The 21,828-nt window shown below is 58.6% G+C and carries 20 protein-coding genes; 6 read left to right on the top strand and 14 right to left on the bottom strand.

Annotated elements, in window-relative coordinates:
* The first annotated feature begins 54 nt into the window (after positions 1-54).
* The 4 genes from CL546_RS14705 (at position 55) to CL546_RS14690 (ending at position 4,281) form a co-directional block, all read left to right on the top strand.
* Entirely contained in the window at positions 55-1,092 is a 1,038-nt protein-coding gene (locus CL546_RS14705) for an aldo/keto reductase (RefSeq protein WP_290496309.1), read from the top strand.
* 214 nt (positions 1,093-1,306) lie between these two features.
* Entirely contained in the window at positions 1,307-1,933 is a 627-nt protein-coding gene (locus tag CL546_RS14700) for a TetR/AcrR family transcriptional regulator (protein WP_290496307.1), read from the top strand.
* Positions 1,930-3,555, top strand: a complete 1,626-nt coding sequence (locus CL546_RS14695) for a phytoene desaturase family protein (RefSeq protein WP_290496305.1) — start codon at positions 1,930-1,932, stop codon at positions 3,553-3,555. The genes CL546_RS14700 and CL546_RS14695 overlap by 4 nt, the downstream gene beginning before the upstream one ends.
* 3 nt (positions 3,556-3,558) lie before the next feature.
* Entirely contained in the window at positions 3,559-4,281 is a 723-nt protein-coding gene (locus CL546_RS14690; protein WP_290496303.1) for an SGNH/GDSL hydrolase family protein, read from the top strand.
* A 207-nt stretch (positions 4,282-4,488) separates the two neighbouring features.
* Here the strand turns inward: CL546_RS14690 and CL546_RS14685 are convergent, their stop codons facing one another.
* The 5 genes from CL546_RS14685 to CL546_RS14665 form a co-directional block, all read right to left on the bottom strand.
* On the bottom strand, positions 4,489-5,151 hold the full coding sequence (locus CL546_RS14685) for an outer membrane protein (RefSeq protein ID WP_290496301.1): 663 nt from the start codon (positions 5,149-5,151) through the stop codon (positions 4,489-4,491).
* A 325-nt stretch (positions 5,152-5,476) separates the two neighbouring features.
* Positions 5,477-6,706 (bottom strand): OmpP1/FadL family transporter, encoded by a 1,230-nt coding sequence (locus CL546_RS14680; RefSeq protein WP_290496299.1) that lies wholly within the window; start codon positions 6,704-6,706, stop codon positions 5,477-5,479.
* 211 nt (positions 6,707-6,917) lie between these two features.
* On the bottom strand, positions 6,918-8,063 hold the full coding sequence (locus CL546_RS14675) for an acyl-CoA dehydrogenase family protein (protein WP_290496297.1): 1,146 nt from the start codon (positions 8,061-8,063) through the stop codon (positions 6,918-6,920).
* A gap of 165 nt (positions 8,064-8,228) precedes the next feature.
* Complete coding sequence (zapE, locus tag CL546_RS14670) at positions 8,229-9,311, bottom strand: cell division protein ZapE (protein WP_290496296.1); 1,083 nt, start codon at positions 9,309-9,311, stop codon at positions 8,229-8,231.
* A 131-nt stretch (positions 9,312-9,442) separates the two neighbouring features.
* Positions 9,443-10,075 (bottom strand): alpha/beta hydrolase, encoded by a 633-nt coding sequence (locus CL546_RS14665; protein ID WP_290496294.1) that lies wholly within the window; start codon positions 10,073-10,075, stop codon positions 9,443-9,445.
* Positions 10,076-10,191: 116 nt separating this feature from the next.
* On the opposite strand from CL546_RS14665, the gene CL546_RS14660 reads away from it, so the two are divergent.
* Positions 10,192-10,716, top strand: coding sequence for a Z-ring associated ZapG family protein (locus CL546_RS14660; RefSeq protein ID WP_290496292.1), 525 nt, complete (start codon positions 10,192-10,194; stop codon positions 10,714-10,716).
* 210 nt (positions 10,717-10,926) lie between these two features.
* Here CL546_RS14660 and CL546_RS14655 read toward each other — a convergent pair whose 3' ends face one another.
* On the bottom strand, positions 10,927-11,802 hold the full coding sequence (locus CL546_RS14655) for a diacylglycerol/lipid kinase family protein (RefSeq protein WP_290496290.1): 876 nt from the start codon (positions 11,800-11,802) through the stop codon (positions 10,927-10,929).
* A gap of 30 nt (positions 11,803-11,832) precedes the next feature.
* Positions 11,833-12,588, bottom strand: a complete 756-nt coding sequence (locus CL546_RS14650) for a Nif3-like dinuclear metal center hexameric protein (RefSeq protein WP_290496329.1) — start codon at positions 12,586-12,588, stop codon at positions 11,833-11,835.
* 311 nt (positions 12,589-12,899) lie between these two features.
* Here CL546_RS14650 and CL546_RS14645 point away from each other — a divergent pair, with 311 nt between their 5' ends.
* Positions 12,900-13,997: a trypsin-like peptidase domain-containing protein gene (locus CL546_RS14645; protein WP_290496288.1), complete on the top strand. Its 1,098-nt coding sequence runs from the start codon at positions 12,900-12,902 to the stop codon at positions 13,995-13,997.
* A 162-nt stretch (positions 13,998-14,159) separates the two neighbouring features.
* Here CL546_RS14645 and CL546_RS14640 read toward each other — a convergent pair whose 3' ends face one another.
* The 7 genes from CL546_RS14640 to CL546_RS14610 all read right to left on the bottom strand — a co-directional run bounded on the left by CL546_RS14640 (position 14,160) and on the right by CL546_RS14610 (position 21,693).
* Positions 14,160-15,758: a DUF4139 domain-containing protein gene (locus CL546_RS14640; protein WP_290496286.1), complete on the bottom strand. Its 1,599-nt coding sequence runs from the start codon at positions 15,756-15,758 to the stop codon at positions 14,160-14,162.
* Between the two features lie 250 nt (positions 15,759-16,008).
* Complete coding sequence (gene hisC, locus CL546_RS14635) at positions 16,009-17,130, bottom strand: histidinol-phosphate transaminase (protein ID WP_290496284.1); 1,122 nt, start codon at positions 17,128-17,130, stop codon at positions 16,009-16,011.
* A gap of 65 nt (positions 17,131-17,195) precedes the next feature.
* Positions 17,196-18,497 (bottom strand): histidinol dehydrogenase, encoded by a 1,302-nt coding sequence (gene hisD, locus CL546_RS14630; RefSeq protein WP_290496282.1) that lies wholly within the window; start codon positions 18,495-18,497, stop codon positions 17,196-17,198.
* 177 nt (positions 18,498-18,674) lie between these two features.
* Positions 18,675-19,319: an ATP phosphoribosyltransferase gene (gene hisG / locus CL546_RS14625; RefSeq protein WP_290496280.1), complete on the bottom strand. Its 645-nt coding sequence runs from the start codon at positions 19,317-19,319 to the stop codon at positions 18,675-18,677.
* 17 nt (positions 19,320-19,336) lie between these two features.
* Entirely contained in the window at positions 19,337-20,599 is a 1,263-nt protein-coding gene (murA, locus tag CL546_RS14620) for a UDP-N-acetylglucosamine 1-carboxyvinyltransferase (protein WP_290496278.1), read from the bottom strand.
* Positions 20,600-20,654: 55 nt separating this feature from the next.
* Positions 20,655-20,909 (bottom strand): BolA family protein, encoded by a 255-nt coding sequence (locus CL546_RS14615; protein WP_290496275.1) that lies wholly within the window; start codon positions 20,907-20,909, stop codon positions 20,655-20,657.
* Positions 20,910-21,036: 127 nt separating this feature from the next.
* Positions 21,037-21,693 carry an MlaC/ttg2D family ABC transporter substrate-binding protein gene (locus CL546_RS14610; protein WP_290496273.1) on the bottom strand — a complete coding sequence of 219 codons (657 nt, stop codon included), beginning with the start codon at positions 21,691-21,693 and terminating at the stop codon, positions 21,037-21,039.
* Between the last annotated feature and the right edge of the window lie 135 nt (positions 21,694-21,828).

Below are 21,828 nucleotides of genomic sequence, written 5' to 3'. Positions count from 1 at the left end.
TGAGATTGAACGCGATTCTACACCCTAGCCCCTCCCCCTTTAAAGGAGCAGACAATGCAGTACCGTCGTCTTGGACGTACCGACCTTGAGGTAAGCGCCCTGTGTCTGGGCACCATGACCTGGGGAAGCCAGAATACCGCCGAACAAGGCCATGCCCAGATGGACATGGCGCTGGAGCATGGCATCAATTTTTTTGATACCGCCGAAATGTACGCCGTGCCCGCCAGCCCGGAGACTTCTTTTCGCACCGAAACCATCATCGGTGAATGGTTCGCCCGGACCGGGAATCGCGACAAGGTAGTACTGGCTACCAAGGCAGCCGGCCCCGGCGAATACGTGAAGCATATCCGTGGCGGCCCACGTTTCAGCGCCGACAGCCTGCAAAGCGCCATTGAAGGCAGCCTGAAGCGCCTGCAGACCGACGTAATCGACGTCTACCAACTGCACTGGCCAGAGCGCACCACCAACTTCTTTGGCCGCCTGGGTTATAAACACCGGGACGGCGAGGATGGCATTGCCATCAGCGAAACCGTTGCCGGGCTGAAAGCGCTGGTGGATGCGGGGAAAATTCGCCACTGGGGCCTGTCCAACGAAACCCCCTGGGGCACCATGCGCTTTATCCATGAAGCAGAAAAAATCGGCCTGGCACCACCGGTCAGCATCCAGAACCCGTATTCGCTACTCAATCGCAGCTTCGAGGTGGGCCTGGCGGAAGTGGCGCACCGGGAACAGGTGGGCCTACTGGCCTACTCGCCCCTGGCATTCGGCATGCTCAGCGGCAAGTACCGCAACGACCAGTGGCCGGAAGGCGCACGCCTTACCCTGTTCAAGCAGTTCGCGCGCTACACCAACCCCCAGGCCATCGCAGCCACCGAGGCTTATTGCGAGCTGGCCAGTGAGCGGGGCATCAGCCCGACCCAACTGGCCCTGCAGTTCGTCACCACACGCCCTTTCGTGACCAGCAACATTATTGGCGCTACCAACCTGACACAGCTGGAAGAAAACCTGAAAAGTATCGAGGTGGCCTGGGACAAGGATCTGGAAAAAGCCCTGGAAGCCATCCACAGCCGCTTCCCGTACCCGGCTCCGTAGAAAGAGACGCAGCACACTTCACGCGGCATGCAACACGCCGAAATGATTGCCCCCTCCCCATGTGGGAGCTTGCCTGCAAGCGATGCACATGAGAAACATCGCTTGCAGGCAAGCTCCCACAACACCCAAGCCAAGGCCCAACCTGCTAGTCCACGTTGACGCAAGCATTTCATGTATGCCAATGTTAACACCGTTAACTTAACCCGGATGCAACATGCCCAGAGCAGCATATCACCACGGCGACCTCCACCAGCAGGCCCACGATCAGGCCCTGGCAGTGCTTCGCCTTGAAGGCGACAGTGCCATCAGCCTGCGCGCCATTGCCAAGCAGATTGGCGTCAGCGCCCCTGCGCTCTATCGCCACTATGCGGACCGGGAAAGCCTGCTGGCTGAACTGGCTATTAGTGGTTTTGCCGCTCTGCGCCAGCAGTTGCTCAGCGTGGATCAACATGCCCCCCGTGCAGCGCTGATCGGCATCGGTCTGGCCTATGTGGCGTTTGCCCAATCCGAGCCCAACCTGTACCGGCTGATGTTTGGCGGCCGGGTGCTTCCCAAAGGCGCTCACCCACGGCTCGATCAGGCCGGACTCGACGCGTTCAACGTACTACAGGACACCATCGCCCGAGGCCAACGGGCCGGCTATCTGAAGCCCGCACCGCTCCCGCTGATGACCGCCACCGCCTGGTCGCTGGTTCACGGCCTTTCACAACTGACGATCGACGGCCATCTGCCCAATGCGGATGCCGAGCCCCAACTCGCCGAAGGCATCACCAGCCTGTTGCTGGAAGGTGCCATTACCCCTACTCACCCCCATATTGATAACAACGAGGACAACCCATGAGCAGCCCAACTCCCAGCACCCTCCGTGTCGGCCGTCGCTACCGCGCCAAACGACTCAACGGCCCCTATGACGCCATCGTCATCGGTTCCGGCATTGGCGGCCTCACCGCTGCCGCCTGCCTGAGTAAAATGGGCAAGAAAGTGGTGGTGTTCGAGCAGCACTACACCGCCGGGGGCTTTACCCACAGCTATGACCGCAATGGCTACGAATGGGATGTGGGCGTGCACTACATCGGCGACATGGGCGCCGACCACACCATGGCCAAACGCCTGTTCGACCACGTCACCGACGGTGAGCTGAAATGGGCCCCCATGGACGCCAACTACGACCGTCTGTTTATTGGCGACCGCCAGATCGACCTGATGGCCGGCCCCAAGGCCTTCGTGGACAGCCTAAAAAACGACTTCCCGGATGAACATCAGGCCATCGATACCTACATGAGTTATCTCAACCAGGTCGCCAAGGCCCTGCCCGGTGTGACCCTGGCAAAGGTGCTGCCCAATCTGCTGGCCGGCCCTTTCCGCCACCTGGCCAACCGCAAGGCGCCCGCCTTTCTGAATCGTCCCACCCAGGAAGTGCTCGAAGGCCTCACCGGCAACCAGGAACTGATCGCCGCCCTCACCGGCCAATGGGGCGATAACGGCCTGGTGCCCACCGAGTCCAGCTTTATCATTCACTCGCTGATTGCCCGCCACTATCTTTATGGCGGCTACTACCCGGTCGGTGGCGCCTCGGAAATGGCCAAGACCATCATCCCCGTCATTCAGCAAAGCGGCGGCGAGGTGTTTACCTACGCAGACGTGAAAGAAATCCTTGTCGAGAAAGGCCGCGCTGTCGGCGTGCTGATGGCCGACGGAGAAACCGTCCGCGCCCCGGCAGTAATCAGCAACGCAGGGGTCTACAACACCTTCGGCCCACTGTTGGCCGATAACGCACCGCACAAGGCCTTCTACCAGATGAAACTGGGCAACGTGCAGCGCTCCATGGCCAGCGTCTGCCTGTACATCGGCATTCAGGATACGGCGGAAAACCTGCAGCTCCCGAAAACCAACTTCTGGATTTATCCGGGCACCGACCACGCCAAACAAGTGGACAACTTCCTCAAGGCGCCGGATGAGCACGACATTCCGCTCACCTATATTTCCTTTCCCTCTGCCAAGGATCCCAGCTTCGAGGCCCGTTACCCCGGCCGCGCCACCGTGGAAATTGTCGCGCCCGGTCCGTTCGAGTGGTATGCCGACTGGGCAGACAAGCCCTGGGGCAAACGCGGTGAGGATTACGAAGCCAAAAAGGAAGCGTACTCGCAGCGTCTGCTGGAAAAGCTGTACGAGAAGATGCCGCAACTGCGCGGCAAGGTGGACTACTATGAATTGTCCACGCCGCTCTCCACTGACTACTTCTGCCGTTACAGCACCGGTGAGATTTATGGCCTGGATCACAACCCCGAACGGTTCGAACAGGATTGGCTGAAACCGAAAACACGCATCCCCGGCCTATACCTTACCGGGCAGGACGTGATGACCTGCGGCGTGGTCGGTGCCATGGTCGGCGGCCTGCTCACCACCGTAGCGATCAGCGGCCTGAAAGGCCTGCCGCTGGCCAAGAAAATGTTTGTGGGCTAAGCCATGCATTTGCCGTTCTGGCTCAGCGTTGGCGTGCTCAGCCCCGTGGTGATACCACTGGCACTCTACACCCGCCGCACTACCGTGCGGCTCCCGGAGGCCAGCGGCGAACCCCGGGGGCAATGGGGGCAAGGGGCGCCGGCAACACGCCTGCTGGTCGTCGGCGAGTCCACGGCGGCCGGTGTTGGCACCCTGCATCATCGCCAGGGGCTGGCCAGCCAGCTGGCCCTGCAGCTGCACCAGCACTCCGGGCAAGCCATCGCCTGGCACACCCTCGGCGTTAATGGCATTCGGCTGGACGCACTGCTCGCCAACCTTGCCGACATCGCTCTGCCAGAGGTGGATGAGGTTTTCATTAGCATGGGCGTCAATGACACCACCGGGCTGACCTCCCGGCGACGCTATCGGACAAGGCTACTTCACCTGGTTCAAGCACTGCGCAAGCAGCACCCCGCTGCCCGCGTCACCCTGCTGGCCGTCCCTCCCATGCACCGCTTTACCGCCCTGCCCACCCCGTTAAGACAACTGCTCGGCTGGCGCGCCAGGCAACTGGATCAACAACACCGCCATGTGGTCGCCGGCGATAACACCCTGCTCTATCTCGGCTACCCCGCCCTGCAAGACCCCACCCTGCTCGCCGAAGACGGCTACCACCCCAGCGCCAGCGGTTACCGCGCCATGGCGCTCGCACTGGCAGAGCAACTGCGCAGCAAACAAGAAACGTGACCTCGAAAGAGGCTCAGGCAAGGGGGGAGACAGGAAAGGCGCCAAGAGTGCGCACCGTCCGGAAAGACTGGGCACTACACTCCTAACGTAGGTCGCATTAGCCGTAGGCGTAATCCGACAGATTTACCGGGCTTATTTCAAAACGCAGGGCCGCAATGCACACCTGTCGGGTTACGCCTACGGCTAACACGACCTACACGACTATTACTACTGGAAGAGCATCCCAAAGCCAACGCGCCACAGGCCCTGGTCGACCGTGCCCGCACTGCGGTCCACGTCCAGCCATTGCTGGCTGTAACCACCACGCATAAAAAATTGATCATTCACATCCAGGCGCACACCCGCGCCCACTTCATAACTGAATACCGTATCGTTCAACGTCGGCGTATCCAGACCGCAGTAATAGCCCCACCAAGGATCCCACCAGCACACCGGCGTGGACGGCCCGGTAGGCACATTGGTATCCAGGTAAGTGGCACCCATGGCCCCATGCACATAGGGCGTTAACGCCTTGCGAAAAAAGTGGTAAGTGCCGTTCACGTTCATGGTGGTCATTTCCAGGTCACCACGGCCATCAAAGGCGGTGCCCCCGGCCACCGGCTGCGTGGTGGTCCTGAAATCCGTATCCACCCACTCCAGCGCAAAGCCCAGCGACAGTCTTTCATCCAGGTTATAGGCAAAATCAAACCCGAACCCGATATCGTCATCCACCTTCGCTTGAGACCCGCCATCCCCCGTGAATGATTGCCCCTCAAGGCCAATCACACGAAAGCTGCCTTCCCAGCGCTCCGCCCGGTAGCTATTGGGAATTTCCGCTAATGCCGGCAGTGATAACAGGCATGCCGTGCCTATCCATACAACTCGTTTCATCCCGCGCCCCTGTGATCTATCTGGCTTTTCCCAAGCAGCATACCACCACCAAAGTGATTCGCGTATATCGGCACGACCTCGCCATCCCCCACCCTTGCCCCGCCAACACCAGGCGTTTACGGGAGGCAAGCCATGCTTGCATGACGCAGACGCTGGCCCATCAATACGAATCCCGCTTGAATCGCATTACGGCTTTATCGCCGCGCGGAACCTGGCCACGAAAGCCCCCATTGCTCAACTACTACTTCTGTTGTGAAACAAAACGAAAGCCAAAAAAAAGCGAGCCCGAAGGCCCGCTTTTTCTGCTTTCACTATTACGTTTGATTTAGAAGCGGTAGCTCAGCTGAGCACCGATGATATCAGCATCCAGCTCGTAGGTGCCAAGCAATGGCACACCTTTATCTACACGATTAATATCTGCGTCATCTACAAATACATGAGCGTACGCCACATCAATCAGCATATTTTCCATAGGCTCGAAGCCCGCACCGATTGTCGCCCAAACCTTTTCAGAGTCTGGGGAGATAGCAGAACGATTGTCGGTTCCCTGAGTGGACTCTTCCATCGCCACGCCGAAACGTAGCACCGTAGACTCGCTTACCCCATGGCGCAGGCCCAGGGAATAACGCGCAGTGTTCTCCCAATCAAAGTTTTCTACTGCAGGATTGGGGAGAGGAGCAGGAGCAACATGATCAATGGAGAGCTCATCCAGGCTACTCCACTCCATCCATTCCACACCCAACAGGATCTGTGTGCGGTCAGAGAGATCACCCGCATAGGACAACTGCAACGAAGCAGGCAGATCCACATCAGCCGAACCGGAATAGGTGCCCGCTAAAGGCCCTGCTACAGCAGGCTTAAAGGTGATATCACCATCCACTTCAAACTTCATTTTGGAACGGTAAGCGACACCAAAGTGATTGTTATCGTCCGGGCTATAGGTCAAGCCCAGATTCCAGCCATAGGTGTCATCATCACCTTCAAGACGGGTACCGGCATTCTCGATATCAGCGTCGAGAGTCTGGTAACTAACACCAAGCCCCACATTCAGATTATCGGTCAGCTGAATACCCAACGACGGGTTAATATTAATGGTTTGAAGGTCAGATTCGGTGGAGTAAAAATCACCGGAGAAAGGGCCAACCGGGGACAGAGCATTACCCCAATTGTTCTCATACTCCACTTTCGTGCCAAAAGGCGATGTTATCGCCAGACCAAAGGTCATGGTTTCGCCAATTGGGACCGCAAGAAAACCACTCCCGATGAAAGGTTCAATATCATCCAAGTTGCCAGGGCCTGCCGCACCATCAGCTTCAAAGTTGGTGTCTACCCATACCTGGTGCAACGCTAGAGACAACTCCGTCTTTTTCAGACCAGCCAACGTAGCCGGGTTGTACCATTGATTTGAGGCATTTTCGCTGAGTACCGCTGCACCCGCATAGGCCGTCCCCATCGCAGAGACAGACTGATAAGACACACCAAAACCACTAGCCATAGTCTGGCCGGCAGCCAGCCCCAGAGCGGAACCGATAAGTAGCGCACCTGTTTTTTTCATTGTTGCTCTCCCTCTTCCTGAATGTCCTAAAATTATGGGCGTAGACGCCAGATCATTCCTCGATCTGATTCCACTTATACACAACTTAGGCCAATAACAGCAAGGCCAGAAAAAGGCTCATACTTTTCCATTAGCTCCCGTATTTGTAAAATCTTCAGCCATAAAAAAAGGGCTGCCAAAGCAGCCCTTTTTGTGAAGCACCTGCATGCCTCTAATCGGCCAGCACCGCCTTGGCAACAATGCCCTTCATGATTTCATTGGTGCCGCCATAAATCCGCTGAACCCGCGAATCCGCAAACATGCGGGCAATCGGGTATTCCCACATGTAGCCGTAACCGCCGTGCAACTGCAGGCACTCGTCGATTACTTCACACTGCAGGTCGGTAATGTAGTATTTGCCAGCCGCTGCGGTAGGAATATCCAGCTCTTTCTTCAGGTGCAGTTCCAGACAGCGGTCCACATAGGCGCGCGCCACTTCAAGCTTGGTGTGCATCTCGGCAATCTTGAACTGGGTGTTCTGGAAGCCGGCGATCGGTTTACCAAAGGCTTTTCTTTCCTTCACGTATTCAATGGTGTGTGCCAGTGCAGACTCGGCCATGGCCAGGCCACCAATGGAAATACCAAGACGCTCCTGGGGCAATTCTTTCATCAGGTAAATAAAGCCCATGCCTTCTTCACCCAACAGGTTTTCTGCGGGTACTCGCACGTCCTGGAAAAAAAGCTCAGAAGTGTCCTGGGCTTTCATGCCCACTTTCTTCAGGTTCTTGCCTTTCTCGAACCCTTCGGAATCGGTTTCCACCACAAACAGGCTGATGCCCTTGGCGCCTTTGGTCGGGTCGGTTTTTGCCACCACAATCACGATGTCCGCGTTCTGGCCATTGGTGATGAAGGTCTTGGAGCCGTTCAGCACGTAATGATCGCCGTCTTTCACGGCGGTGGTTTTCACGCCCTGCAGGTCAGAACCGGCACCAGGCTCGGTCATGGCAATGGCGCCAATCATTTCACCGGTCACCATTTTCGGCAGGTATTTCTGCTTCAGTACTTCAGAACCATTGTGCTCAATGTAGGGGGCGACGATTTCCGTGTGCAGCCCCCAGCCGATACCGGTGAGGCCCAGCTTGGAAATTTCTTCGTTGATCACCACGCTGTACAGGAAGTCAGCACCAATGCCGCCGTACTCTTCGCCTACCATGGGGCAGAGGAAACCCTGCTCGCCGGCCTTGCGCCATACGTCTTTGGGCACCACACCTTGTTGTTCCCACTCTTCATTGAAGGGAACCGCTTCGTTTTCCAGGAATTTACGGACGGTATCGCGGAAGGTTTCGTGGTCAGAACTAAACAGCGTACGGGGAATCATTATGCTCTCCGGCATCAGATTATCGGGAGTGGCCCCAACGCCGGACTGGCAGGGGCACAGAATGCCCCATGATGTTCACTGTCGCCGCCATCGGGCAATGACCGAAACGCTCAGGCCCCTGCCCAGCTGGGAAACCCAGCCAATGACCCTGTTGGCGGAAGCTGATCAGGCGCGGTGCTCACGGCCCAGATATTCGGAGGACTGCATCTCCTGCAGTCGCGAGCGGGTACGCTCGAATTCGAAATCCAGCCGTCCACCGGCGTAGATGTCCTCGATGGGCACCTCGGCGGCAACCACCAGCTTCACGGCACGGTCGTAGAATTCATCCACCAGGTTGATAAAGCGCCGGGCCATATCGTCCTTGCCAGCCCCCATCTGCTCCACATTGGCCAGCAGCACCGTGTGGAACTCCCGGGCGATCTCAATGTAATCGGTCTGGCTGCGCGGGCCATCACACAGCTCCTTGAACTCAAACCAGACCACATCATCCGCACAGATGACGGTGGCAATCTTGCGGCCTTCAATAAGCACATTGCCACGATCCCGGTGGCGGGAATGGTCCGGCTCCAGGGTCTGAAACCGTTCCTTCAGAAAGGCATCCGCCCCTTTTCCCAGCGGGCAGTGATAAAGCTCGGCCTGTTCCAGCAAGCGCAGGCGATAGTCATTCCCCCCGTCCACATTCATTACCTGAGTGTGCTCTTTCAGCAGCTCAATGGCAGGGAGAAAACGGGCCCGTTGCAGGCCATCCTTGTACAAACCATCTGGCTCGATATTGGACGTGGCCACCAGGGTAACGCCATTGGCAAACAGCTCCTGCATCAGCCCGGCCAGAATCATGGCGTCGGTGATGTCGGTAACAAAGAATTCGTCGAAACACAGCACCCTCGCCTGGCTGGCGAATCTGCGGGCAATACTGATCAACGGATTCTTTTCCCCCTGGCGCTCACGCATTTCCCGATGCACTTTCTGCATGAAACGGTGAAAGTGCATGCGGCGCTTTTCCTTGAACGGCAGCGCCTTGAAAAACACATCCATGAGGTAGGTTTTGCCACGCCCCACGCCGCCCCACATATACAACCCCGTCAGGGGACGGGGTTTGCGAAAGCGCCCAAACAAGCCGCCCGATGAGGGTTCCGCCAACAAACGATGGTACAGGTCGTCCAGCGCGGCGACAGCTCGCTCCTGGGCCGGGTCCTGGAAAAAATTATCGCGCTGAAGATCGGCCTTATATTGCTCAAGAGGGGTCATGGGTCGCGGACCTGCCACTGTGTAGTTGAAACCGGCTCAGGGCCTGAAACAGGCCCGGCAAGGGCGGGCCAATGTAGCGCCGGGGTCGCCAGCTGACAACCGTCCGGGGAAAATCCACTCGCAGTGCAAAGCTAACGCGGCAGGTGGCTGGCCGCTACCTCCTTCAGCTCCACCAGCTTGCCGTGGAAAAAATGGCCACAATCGGGGAAGCGGACCAGATCGGGGACCAGGGGGGTTTGCTCTGCCCAACGAAACACTTGCTCCGCCGGCACCACCTCGTCGTCTTCACCCTGCACCACCGTCACCGGGCAGCCGGTATTTTCAATGTCGTCAAACGGGTAATGGTGCACCGGCGGCGCCACCAGCAGCAGCTCCCGGGCGGGCATGCCGTTGGCCTTGAGAATTTCTGCTCCGCGGGCCGCCACAAAACTGCCAAAGGAAAAGCCCGACAGCCACAGCGGCAATTGCGGAAATTGGTGAGTCAGCCAGCTGTGGATAGCCAACAGATCTTCGGTTTCACCGATACCGTCGCTATAGGCCCCCTGGCTCTCACCGACACCACGGAAGTTGAAACGCACCACCACAGCCCCTTCATCCCGGGCCAGGCGAGTCAGTGTGGTCACCACCTTGTTGTCCATGGTGCCACCAAACAGCGGATGCGGATGACAGACAATGGCCACGAACGGTGGCGTGTCACTGCCCTGTTCCACGACGACCTCCAGTTGCCCAGCTGGACCGGATAAGGTTTGCCGTTGTACTGCCATTTTCTACTCCTATCGCATCCTGTTACGCCTTTCACCCTTGGCGGCCGCGCAGCTCTGTGCTGCAATAGCCTCAGCGTTATCGCCAGCGTCTTGGCGATACCTTACAGGAGTATGCCATGGATATGCTGACAACTGGGGTGCTGTGCTTTGCTGCCGGCGTGGTAGTAGGTGCAGGACTGCTTTTCTGGTTGTTACCGGCACGGCGGCAAGCCGGCCAACTGATTCGTGACCGTGACGAAGCCCGTCAGGCGCTGAATCATTATCGGGACAAGGTGGACGATCATTTTCTGCAGACCGCCGACCTGGTCAACGATATGACCCAGGCGTACCGCTCCGTGCATGAGCATTTGTCCAAGGGCGCCCAGGTACTCTGCTCTGAAGTGGGCCGCAAACGGGCCGTGGCCAAATCTCTGGATTCCGCACCGGACAAGGAGAGTAGCGAACCCATGGCGCCACCGCTGGATTATGCCCCCAGCGCCAAGGGCACGCTCTCGGAAGACTTTGGCCTGCAGCAAAAACCCACCGGCCCTTTTGCGCCGGTGGACGTGGCGGATAACCCGATTCCTGACACCGTGGTCGAACCACCCCGGGATTATGCCGAGGGAAATGACGACACGGCGGATGACAAGAAACCCCGCTGATTGCAGCCCTCACCGTAAGCAACGACAAAAAAGCCCGCACCAGCGGGCTTTTTTGTGTTCATCACGTATTGGATTGAATGACACGCAACACGCTTCCCGCCATTTGACTGGCTTATCGTTACTGCTCCGCGCTTTGCCAAACGCTCGACCCCGGATGCCTGACGTAAAACCCCATAGCCCGGGAGGTCTTTCAAGGCTTATGGCAAAGCCTTATGAATCAAACAGGAGCGCTACCCGCATGGGTACCGGCGCGTCTTCCACTTCAATCTCCGCAGGCAGGTTGCCGGCCGGGTCGCCGTCCGCCTGAATCGGCTCATCGCCGTTCTCACAACGAATATGGACCCACTGGGCTCGCAGGCTGGCCACGCCATCCACCCGCTCCATACGCCCAAATAGCAAGGCAATCAGGCAGCGCAGCAAAAACCGCACGCCCGGCTTCTGGAATAACAGCACTTGCACCTGTGGGCGCAGGATATTGGCCTCGTTACTCAACACGAAGCTGCCACCGTAATGGCGGCCATTGGTGATAATGGCAGAAAAACAATCCAGTGGCCGGCCATCCACTTCCACTCGATAGTGACGTTGCCCATAACGGCCAATCTGGCCGAGCATGGACTGCACATAGGCCAGTTTGCCGAAGCGCTCCTTGATGCCCAGATTAACCCCATTGACCACCCAGGCGTCATAGCCGATGCCGCACATCATGATAAACCGCCGGCCGTTCAGACGGGCCGGCGTCACGGATACGCTTTTGCCCTTCACTACCACCTGCGCGGCCTGCTCCGGCTTTTTCGGCAACCCCAGCTCTTTGGCCAGTACATTGGCCGTGCCGGTGGCAAACACGCCCAGCGCCACCCCGGCAGCCAACCCGTTGAGCACTTCGTTGGTGGTGCCATCACCCCCTACGGCCACCACGCAATCACCCTGGTCAGAAAGCCCATTGAGGTAGTCCGTGGCGTCGTTGGGGCCTTTGGTGTAATACAGGCGCACGCTGGCCCCCTGGCGCTCCAGCTCGGCCACAAAACGGCAAAGCAACGCCTCCCGACCGCCACCGGCAGTCGGGTTATAAATCACAGTGACTTTCATCAGACAGGAAACCCTCGTACTGCTCCCGGTTTAGGCCGGGTTATCGATATCAATAAAGGTATGCTCAATGCCGTAATGGTCGCTGAGCCACTGCCCCAGCGCCATGGCACCGTAACGTTCAGTGGCATGATGGCCACAGGCGAAATAATGCATGCCGGTTTCCCGGGCAAAATGGGTGGTCGGTTCAGAAATTTCGCCGCTCAGGTAGGCATCCACGCCCTTGCTCTGGGCCTTTTCGATAAAGCCCTGGGCTCCGCCGGTACACCAGCCGACGGTTTCAATTTCGTCGCCGGGATCGCCGATATGCAAGGGCGTTCGGCCCAATACCGCTTCTACATGGGCAGCAAATTCTGACGCACTCATGGGGCTGTCCAGCCGACCCACATTGCCGATAGGCCGGGGCGAATCATCCAGCCCGCCTTCGGTGGTCAGCCCCAGACGGAGCGCCAACTGGGCATTGTTACCCAGCGTGGGGTGGGCATCCAGCGGCAGGTGATAGGCAAACAGGTTGATGTCATGGCGCAACAGGGTCTGCAAGCGCTGCTTCTTCATCCCCCGGACCTGCTGGCTTTCGCCTTTCCAGAAATAGCCGTGGTGGACCAGAATCGCATCTGCCTCTTCCACGATGGCCGCGTCGATCAAGGCCTGACAGGCCGTCACGCCGGACACCACCCGGTGGATCTGCTCCCGGCCTTCCACCTGAAGTCCATTGGGGCAGAAATCCTGGAAACGGTCCGCGGCCAGTTCCTGATCGAGCAAAGACAACATGTAATCGCGCTTGAGCATGACACCTACCGGATAAAGGTCGGAACAATAAAAAGTGATCCATTTGGTCACGAAACCCGTGAACCCGGATCACCGCGCCAATCCGCTCGGGGAGAGTTCGGTGTATCCTGTTTCCCACGCAAACCGCAGGAGAGAGCCGCGCCAAGCCTTGCAATGTGGCCATGGCCCACAGCCGGGCGGCAGTAGCAATCAGTATTCACAGGTTCTACTATTGCGCGCAGTTTACCTATCTGACCCCGCACTTGTCTCGCCGGGCGCCCTTCACCAGGCCCTGACGAGACCGGGGAACAGCATTAACGGGGGCATTACCGGTGATCAAACTGCTTCGTTTTCTGGCCGGCCCGGTGATTACCGGCCTGGCCGTCGGCCTTGTCGCCCTGTGGTGGTACCAGTGGGGACCCAACGCCGAACCCGCACAGCACGACACCGGCGTAGCCAGCTATGCCGGTGCGGTGAACCATGCGGCTCCGGCGGTGGTGAACATCTACACCACCCAGATCATCACCAATGAAGAAGTGGCTGAAGACCCGCTGTTCAACCGCTTCATGGAGCAACCCCGCCGTGAACGCGCCCTGAGCAGCCTGGGTTCAGGAGTGATCGTCGACGACGGCGGCTATGTGCTGACCAGTTACCACGTCATCCGCGATGCGGATGAAATTCTGGTGGCCTTGCGCGATGGCCGTGATGCGCCCGCCCGGGTGGTGGGCACGGACCCGGAAACTGACCTGGCGCTACTGCATATTGCCCTGGAAAACTTGCCCGAAGTGGAACTGAACGGCAATGGCCCGGTGCAGGTGGGCGACGTGGTACTGGCCATCGGCAACCCGCTGGGCGTCGGGCAGACCGTGTCCATGGGCATTGTCAGCGCCACCGGCCGCAGCCACCTGGGTATCGCCACCTTCGAAAACTTTATCCAGACCGATGCGGCGATCAATCGGGGCAACTCCGGCGGCGCACTGATTGATACCCGTGGCCACCTGATCGGCATTAACACTGCCATCCTTTCTGCGGACGGCAGCTGGCAGGGCATCGGCTTCGCCACTCCCGCCTCGATTGCCAAGGAAGTGATGAGCGACCTGATCGAGCATGGCCGGGTGATTCGTGGATACCTGGGCGTCACCGTGCAGGATATGACCCCGTCACTGGCCGACACCTTTGGCATGGAAGAGGTGCGCGGGGGCGTGGTCACCGAAGTGGTGGTCGACAGCCCGGCCCATAAAGGCGGCCTGCAGCCCGGCGACGTCCTGGTAGGCATTAACGGCGATGTGATGGCCGATGGCTACGAAGCCATGAATCGGATTGCCGGTATGAAACCGGACGATAACGTGACGCTGGAAGTCATCCGCAACCGTCAGCCCCTGTCCGTGGACGTGGTCATCGGCACCCGCCCGCCAGCGGAAACCGATTAAGAGACGCAACACGTGACAGGCTTCACGCAACAACGCGGACAATGCCTGTCTTTGAGCCGATAGCAAGAGGCCGCGCCCAACGCTTGGGCGCGGCCTCTTCGGTTAAAAACAACACGGCATAGCTACACGTTTAAACTTTCAACTTTCAACTTTCAACTCCGCTCACAATCCCTCTACACCGCTCAGGGTAGTCTCTTCCGGGTAACGAATTTCGAAACCTTGTTTGAACCTTTCCTCGCCCCCGGCGGGCAAGGTGAACTGCCAGCGTTGCAGCCCTTTCACATCATCCACATCGCGGGCATCTGCGGCCTTGCCCTTGGCCGTGACGGTAATATCCTCGTTGCCGGCCACCGGCAGACGATCCAGCAGATCCACCGTCACCGCCTTGTCGTAATGTGACGTCAGAGTGATGTTCTTCAAGGCAGACAGGGTGCTCTCCTTGCTGATCAGGCCGACCTCCCCTTGCTGTGATGGTTCGCGAACCACCGCAATCTGCAAGCGTGGGTCATCACCGAAACTCATCTTCACCTGCTCGCCCTGCTTGATGCTGTCGCCGCGGTGATAACGGGCCAAACGCTGACCGTCACGTAACAGCGTGACGCGCCCCGCCAGCCAGGGCAGCGCGCTGGTATTCGTCCATTCCCCCACCAACAACACCGCCGGCTGCTGCCAGAGATAACTTTCGCGGCTGAGCGTCACCGGCAGTTCAGCCTGCTGATAGGGCACCCGGGCACTGGCGTTACCACTGGCCAGCGACAGCGGAGACGAAAGCGGCACGCGCATATCAAAACCGTGAGCCACCGGAGCGGCCACCGGCATCGCCTCCACGTGCTCTGCCATATCGGCTTCAAAAGCGGCCGGTTCCGCCATCACGCTGCGCAAGGACTGTTTGCGCATTTCCGGTTGCGGCGTCGCCAGACGCACAATCCAGGGCTGCGGATCCGGCAGGTGACGATAACCGGCCGGCACCAACCCCAGGGTGGCACTGACATTCTGCCAGTCCTCCCCGGTGCGGTTATGAATCAGAGCAATACCGGTAACGGCTACCGTTTCACTGCCGCTATCCAGATCGACCCGCAGTTGATTCTGCCAGCCGGCCTGGCCGGTGAAATATTGCAATTCAACCTGCGCGGTGGACGGCGTTTCGGCACCGACAGTGAGTACCAGTTCGCGGCTGCGAGTCTGCCCCTGTCCCAGCTGCTGCCGCTCCTGCCGCAGCGCCTCCAGCTTGCGTTGCTGTTCTTCTCGGGTCACCACACGCTGATTAATCGCCGCCTGTCGTTGCGCCACCGCCTTGCCAATGAACTCCCAGGCACTGGCCCATTTTTCCACCGGCACCTGGGCAAACACGGCTTCACCTTGTGGCGCCTGCCCCATCAGGGATTGCAGATGATTAATCTGCTGCTGGTCCAGGCTGTCTGCTGCCCGGGCGGCGGCCATGGCCTGCTCCAGTTCGAGAATCGCTGCATCCAGCTCGGCACGACGGGCCGACACATCGTCCTCGGCAATGGCGAATCCTTGTCGCATCCCCAGCAAATCGGCACCTTTCACTGCCACCTGCAGACTATCCAGATCCAGCTCCGGCAGCCCTTTCACCACCAGCTGGTGCTCACCGGTGGGCAAGGCCTGAGAGAAAGTACGGCTGAGATGGGCCTGGGCGGGAAACAACACCGCCTTGCTCACCGGAGCGGTAACAGCAAAGTCAGCGGCAAAAAGGGGAACAGGGATCAGGGCACAGGCAAGCAGTAACGAACGTTTCATTATCGGGTCCTTTCCGTTGGACTAATGCCTGTTAGTACCTCGGCGATGGGCAAAGGTTCAAGCCCGTGAGGTCACATTCCGGGCCAGGGGTCGGCACAGGAGGGGCGGTGAGCTCAAAGTTGAAAGTATAAAGTTGAAACGCAGAAAAGCATCGGCTGTAGCTGTGAACGCAAAGAGGCCGCGCCCACATGCATTCTGGCCGCGGCCTCTTTGTCTCAATGTGGCAACACTTAGCTCGCGCTTTTCAACTTTATACTTTGAACTTTTCACTCAAGCCATCCAGAGCCGTAATCAGCGCCTGGTTCTGTTCTGGCGTGCCAACGGTGATACGCAGGTAGTCTGCAATACGTTCAGGCTTACCAAAGTGACGCACGATCACACCCTGCTCGCGCAGCCCCCGGGCAAGAGATGCACCGCTGTACTGCCCATGGCGGGTAAAGAGAAAATTCGCCGCCGACGGCAGGCTCTCAAAGCCGCGCTGCGCCAGCTGTTCATTGAGCCACTCGCGCTGTCCGACCACCTGCTCGCAGCCTTTTTCAAACCACGCCTGATCCTCAAAAGCAGCCACGCCGGCGGCAATAGCCAGACGGTCCAGCGGGTAGGAATTAAAGCTGTCCTTGATCCGGTTCAATCCATCAATCAACGCTTCATCACCCACAGCCAGCCCGATACGCAAACCGGCCAGGGAGCGGGATTTTGACAAGGTCTGGGTGACCAGCAGATTTGGATAGCGATTGACCAGCGCAATGGCAGTGTCACGGCCCTGCCCCGGGCTACCGGCAAAATCGATGTACGCTTCATCGATCACCACCAGGGTTTCCGTATTGATCTGTAACAGGCGTTCAATCTCACTCAACGGCAACAGCTTGCCAGTGGGCGCATTGGGATTAGGAAAAATGATACCGCCGTTGGCGCGCGGCTTGTCGCCCTCAAGATAATCGTCCACCGCAATGCCCAGCGCATCATCGAGCGGCACCGGCTGATAGTCGATTTGATACAGGCCGCAGTAGACCTTGTAGAAGCTGTAGGTAATATCCGGGAACAACAGCGGCTGCTCCTGTTTGAAAAACGCCATAAACAGGTGCGCCAGCACTTCGTCGGAGCCATTGCCAACAAACACCTGGGAGCGCTTGATCCCGTAGCCTTGATTGGAATAGTAATCGGCGATGGCCTGCTTGAGCTGGCTGCTGTCCGGGTCCGGATACAGCCGCAGCCGGTCGTCCGCTTCAGCGCGGATCACCTCAATCACTTTCGGCGACGGGCCGAGCGGGTGCTCATTGGTGTTCAGCTTTACCAGCTTGTCCATCTTGGGCTGCTCACCGGGCACATAAGGCTCCAGCCCATGAACGAAGTCGCTCCAGTATTTACTCATAGTGGTTCCGCCTGCATGCATCAGGCAACACGCAACACGCGTGAAAGCGTGGTGCGTGAGGCGTGTTAGCGTTTCTTGATTCTATATTCCGCACTGCGAGCGTGGGCCGTGAGGCTTTCGCCGCGCGCCAGCGGGGAGGCGATTTTTGCCAGGGTGCTGGCCCCTTCCGGGGAGCAGCCAATCAACGAGCTGCGTTTCTGGAAATCGTACACGCCCAGCGGCGACGAAAAGCGCGCGGTAGCGCTGGTAGGCAGGACGTGATTTGGCCCGGCACAGTAATCACCCAGCGCTTCCGGCGTGTGACGGCCCAGAAAAATCGCACCGGCATGGCGAATTTTTTTTGCCCACTGCTCCGCGTCATCAATGGATAATTCCAGGTGTTCCGAGGCAATGCGGTTGGCGATCTCGATGGCCTGATCCAGGTCTTTCACCTGAATCAGTGCACCGCGATGCTTCATGGAGGTACGAATAATGGTCTCGCGCTCCAGGGTCGTCGCCAGGCTTTCCATGGATTCGGCCACCTGATTCAGGAACGCCGCATCCGGGGACACCAGAATCGCCTGGGCTTCCTCATCGTGCTCCGCCTGAGAAAACAGGTCCATGGCAATCCAGTCCGGGTCGGTCTTGCCGTCACAAACCACCAGAATTTCCGAGGGACCGGCAATCATGTCGATGCCCACTTTGCCAAACACCTGCCGCTTGGCTTCGGCCACATAGATGTTGCCGGGGCCGACAATCTTGTCCACTGCAGGCACCGTTTCTGTGCCGTAGGCCAACGCGGCCACCGCTTGCCCGCCGCCCAGAGTAAAGAGCTTGTCGACCCCGGCGATGGCCGCCGCCGCCAGCACCATGTCATTGATAATGCCGTCCGGGGCGGGCGAAACCATAACGATTTCGCCCACACCGGCCACCTTTGCCGGCAGCGCATTCATCAACACGGAACTGGGATACGCCGCCTTGCCACCGGGCACATAGATCCCGGCCCGATCCAGTGGCGTCACCTGCTGGCCCAGCAAGGTGCCATCGGCTTCGCGGTAGTGCCAGGAATCCTGTTTCTGCTTTTCATGGTAGCGACGTACGCGCTCGGCGGCGGCTTCCAGAGCCTCACGCTGCTCGGCAGGAATACGCGACAGCGCGGCTTGCAGCTGGGCGTGATCCACCACCAGTTCATCCATGCTGGCCACGTCACGACGATCAAAGCGATTGGTGTATTCCACCAGTGCCGCGTCGCCGCGCCGGGCCACATCCTTGAGAATGCCGCGCACGCGATCGGCCACTTCTTCGTCGCGCTCTTCCGACCAGGCGGTGAGCGCAGCCAGCTTGGCATCGAAGTCCGCGTCTTGGGCATTAAGCCAGGTGGTTTCCATGGTTGGCACCGTTTTAAAAGTCACAATCTATTTTTACCACAGAGGGCACAGGATTCACTGAGGAAAAGACCAGGCTTTTTTCTATCACACAGATCAACGGCGACTCTCGCTCAACACCACATCAACCGGTGTTAGCGGTTTACCCTGGGAGTGCCGTGACCTCGGTGATAAAAAACACTAACCGGCCTTGCGGGCATCCACCGCCTCGGCCAACTTGTCCAGGATCGTCTGGATATCACTGTGACGGGTCTTCATGCTGGCCCGGTTGACGATCACACGGGTGGAAATATGCGCAATCAGTTCCGTGGGCTCCAAGCCATTGGCGCGCAGGGTATTGCCGGTATCGACGATATCCACGATGCGGTCCGCCAGCCCCACCAACGGGGCCAATTCCATGGCGCCATACAGCTTGATCACTTCTGCCTGTTTGCCCTGCTGGGCGTAATAGGCTTTGGCCACATTCACAAACTTGGTGGCCACGCGCAGGCGGCTTCCGGTTTCCGGGGCGTCCTTCATGGCCGCCACCATCAATTTGCAGCGGGCGATATCCAGGTCCACTGGCTCAAAGACCCCGTCACCGCCGTGCTCCATGAGCACGTCTTTGCCGGCCACACCGATATCCGCCGCGCCATGCTGCACATAGGGCGGCACGTCTGTGGCGCGGATGATGATGATTTTCACATCCTCACGGGTGGTATCGAAAATCAGCTTGCGTGAGGCCGCCGGGTCTTCCAGCAGCTCAATACCCGCCGCTTTCAGCAGAGGCAGGGTTTCCTTGAGAATGCGCCCTTTGGAGAGGGCGATGGTCAATGGCTTGCTCATCACAGGTCCCGATCCGATCAGCGTGGTACGCGACGGATAACCGCGCCCAGCGATTGCAGTTTCTCTTCGATGCACTCGTAGCCGCGATCAATATGGTAGATGCGGTCCACCGTGGTTTCACCGGATGCCGCCAGCGCCGCGATCACCAGTGAGGCCGAGGCGCGCAGGTCCGTGGCCATCACCGGCGCACCGGTAAGCTGTTCCACTCCCCGGCAAATGGCGGTGTTTCCCTGCACTTCAATGTCCGCGCCCATGCGGTTCATTTCCTGCACGTGCATGAAACGGTTTTCGAAAATGGTTTCGACGATGGTGCCCGTGCCTTCAGCCACCAGATTCAGAGCCATGAACTGGGCCTGCATATCGGTGGGCATGGCCGGGTAAGGCGCGGTACGCAGGGACACGGCTTTGGGACGGCGCCCTTCCATGTCCAGCTCAATCCAGTCATCGCCGGTGGTGATTTTCGCGCCGGCTTCTTCCAGCTTTTGTAGCACCGCATCGAGAATGCCTGGCACGGTGTCCTTGGTCTTGATACGGCCACCGGTGATGGCAGCGGCAATCAGATAGGTACCGGTTTCGATGCGATCGGCAATCACCTGATGGTGACAGCCGGTAAGACGCTCGACCCCTTCAATGGTAATGGTGTCGGTGCCAGCCCCGCTGATCTTGCCACCCATGGCGTTGATGAAGTTGGCCAGATCCACCACTTCCGGTTCACGGGCCGCGTTTTCCAGGTAGGTGGTGCCTTCCGCCAGCGCCGCCGCCATCATCAGGTTTTCGGTACCGGTCACGGTGACCACATCCATGACGATGCGGGCCCCCTTCAAGCGGCCGTCCACACTGGCATTCACGTAGCCATTGGCCACTTCGATATCCGCACCCATGGCCTCCAGGCCGCGCAGGTGAATATCCACCGGGCGCGAACCAATGGCACAACCGCCAGGCAAGGAGACCGACGCCTTGCCGAAATGCGCGACCATGGGGCCCAGCACCAGGATCGACGCACGCATGGTTTTCACCAGCTCGTAGGGAGCGGTCAGCTCCTTGATGGTGGTGGCATTCACCTCCACATTCATGCGGTCATCAATCACCACATGGACTCCCATCCTGCCGAGCAATTCGATCAGGGTGGTCACGTCCTGCAGGTGCGGCAAATTCCCCACCGTCACTGGCTCATCGGCCAGCAACGTGGCGGCCAGAATCGGCAGCGCCGCATTCTTGGCCCCGGAAATACGAATGTCGCCGTCCAGCCGCTGGCCGCCGGTGATGATCAATTTATCCATGAACTGTCTCTAGATGGTTGCGTTCTTCCAACCCGTTTTCGGCCTGGGGCCGGGGTCAGGACAGGCCCTGATTCTGGGCTTTTTCCCACTCCGCCGGAGTAAAGGCAATAATCTGCACGGCATGGATGGTGTTACTTTTGATCTGCTCGTCGATGGTGGCGTATACCAGCTGCTGGCGTTTCACCGGCATCAGGCCGGCAAAGGCCTCTGACACCACACGAATCTGGAACCGGTCACCACCGCCTTCCACTGCCACATCGGCATTGTTAAAACCGGCATCAACCAATGCCTGAACTTCTTCCGGATTCATCTTTGCTCCTCATCAGGGCCTTGGTCAGGCCCAAACAGCACTGGAGCGGCCTGCAGCCGCTCCATCAAATCGTCATCAAGGGCGTAATAATACGCGAGCACGCTGCCCCTTACCACGGCAGGCGGGTTCACTCGCCCTGTTTGGCCTCGTCGATCCCGGCATCAATCTTGGCATCCGCAGACCAGTTATCGATCACCTTGTCGATATCGTTGTACTGCTGCATGCCTTGGGCGAACTGGCTCTTGAAGGTATCGCGCAAATCCAGGCCATTCACATACACGTTGATCACTTTCCACTGATCATCACGCAGGAACAGGGTGTAGTAGATCGGCACCACCTGTCCGGAGTTGGTTTTCACCTCCATGCGCACCCGTGCATAGTCGCCTTTACGATCACCGTCCTGCATGGGCAGAGTTTCGATTTTCTGGCCGTCATACAGGGTAATGCCGGATGCATAGGTGTTAATCAGGCTGTTTTTGAACACATCCAGAAAACGGTATTTCTGCTCCTTGCTGGACGGACCAAAGTAGTCCCCCATAACCATGCGGGTGATGCGCTTGAAATCCACCAGGTCAGCCAGCTCTTCACGGACCAGCGCCTTGGCTTTGTCCGGATCCGCCTTGAGCGCCTCGCGCTCCGCCTCGATGCGGGATGTCATGCGTTCCACGGCGTCCGACACCACTTGGCGCGGGTCGCTCTCGGCATGAGCCAATGTAGCCATGCCTGCCAGCAGAACCACCAGACCGGCGTGCAGCCACGTTCGAATATACCGTTGCAAATGCATAGATTACTCCCTGTTAGTCTCCGGCGGTTTTACGGTGTTCTTTACCCCCTGTCCAGTCATCAACAGCGGCAACATCGTGAACCTTGATTGTTTTATTGGAGTCACAGAGTTCGATACGGTTCCCGCGCAGAAGGC

The organism is Alcanivorax sp. (genome assembly GCF_002726155.1).
Taxonomy (GTDB): domain Bacteria; phylum Pseudomonadota; class Gammaproteobacteria; order Pseudomonadales; family Alcanivoracaceae; genus Alcanivorax.
The sequence above is the reverse complement of the archived record's forward strand: the minus strand, read 5'-3'. Positions and strand labels throughout refer to the sequence as shown.

Excerpts from the sequence above, each read along its gene's own strand:
- CL546_RS14695 (WP_290496305.1), top strand. The coding sequence starts at position 1,930 with ATGAGCAGCCCAACTCCCAGCACCCTCCGTGTCGGCCGTCGCTACCGC.
- CL546_RS14610 (WP_290496273.1), bottom strand. The coding sequence starts at position 21,693 with ATGCATTTGCAACGGTATATTCGAACGTGGCTGCACGCCGGTCTGGTG.
- CL546_RS14675 (WP_290496297.1), bottom strand. The coding sequence starts at position 8,063 with ATGATTCCCCGTACGCTGTTTAGTTCTGACCACGAAACCTTCCGCGAT.
- CL546_RS14615 (WP_290496275.1), bottom strand. The coding sequence starts at position 20,909 with ATGAATCCGGAAGAAGTTCAGGCATTGGTTGATGCCGGTTTTAACAAT.
- CL546_RS14660 (WP_290496292.1), top strand. The coding sequence starts at position 10,192 with ATGGATATGCTGACAACTGGGGTGCTGTGCTTTGCTGCCGGCGTGGTA.
- CL546_RS14705 (WP_290496309.1), top strand. The coding sequence starts at position 55 with ATGCAGTACCGTCGTCTTGGACGTACCGACCTTGAGGTAAGCGCCCTG.
- CL546_RS14655 (WP_290496290.1), bottom strand. The coding sequence starts at position 11,802 with ATGAAAGTCACTGTGATTTATAACCCGACTGCCGGTGGCGGTCGGGAG.
- zapE (WP_290496296.1), bottom strand. The coding sequence starts at position 9,311 with ATGACCCCTCTTGAGCAATATAAGGCCGATCTTCAGCGCGATAATTTT.
- hisD (WP_290496282.1), bottom strand. The coding sequence starts at position 18,497 with ATGGAAACCACCTGGCTTAATGCCCAAGACGCGGACTTCGATGCCAAG.
- CL546_RS14665 (WP_290496294.1), bottom strand. The coding sequence starts at position 10,075 with ATGGCAGTACAACGGCAAACCTTATCCGGTCCAGCTGGGCAACTGGAG.
- CL546_RS14650 (WP_290496329.1), bottom strand. The coding sequence starts at position 12,588 with ATGCTCAAGCGCGATTACATGTTGTCTTTGCTCGATCAGGAACTGGCC.
- CL546_RS14690 (WP_290496303.1), top strand. The coding sequence starts at position 3,559 with ATGCATTTGCCGTTCTGGCTCAGCGTTGGCGTGCTCAGCCCCGTGGTG.
- CL546_RS14685 (WP_290496301.1), bottom strand. The coding sequence starts at position 5,151 with ATGAAACGAGTTGTATGGATAGGCACGGCATGCCTGTTATCACTGCCG.
- hisG (WP_290496280.1), bottom strand. The coding sequence starts at position 19,319 with ATGAGCAAGCCATTGACCATCGCCCTCTCCAAAGGGCGCATTCTCAAG.
- CL546_RS14700 (WP_290496307.1), top strand. The coding sequence starts at position 1,307 with ATGCCCAGAGCAGCATATCACCACGGCGACCTCCACCAGCAGGCCCAC.
- hisC (WP_290496284.1), bottom strand. The coding sequence starts at position 17,130 with ATGAGTAAATACTGGAGCGACTTCGTTCATGGGCTGGAGCCTTATGTG.
- CL546_RS14680 (WP_290496299.1), bottom strand. The coding sequence starts at position 6,706 with ATGAAAAAAACAGGTGCGCTACTTATCGGTTCCGCTCTGGGGCTGGCT.
- murA (WP_290496278.1), bottom strand. The coding sequence starts at position 20,599 with ATGGATAAATTGATCATCACCGGCGGCCAGCGGCTGGACGGCGACATT.
- CL546_RS14640 (WP_290496286.1), bottom strand. The coding sequence starts at position 15,758 with ATGAAACGTTCGTTACTGCTTGCCTGTGCCCTGATCCCTGTTCCCCTT.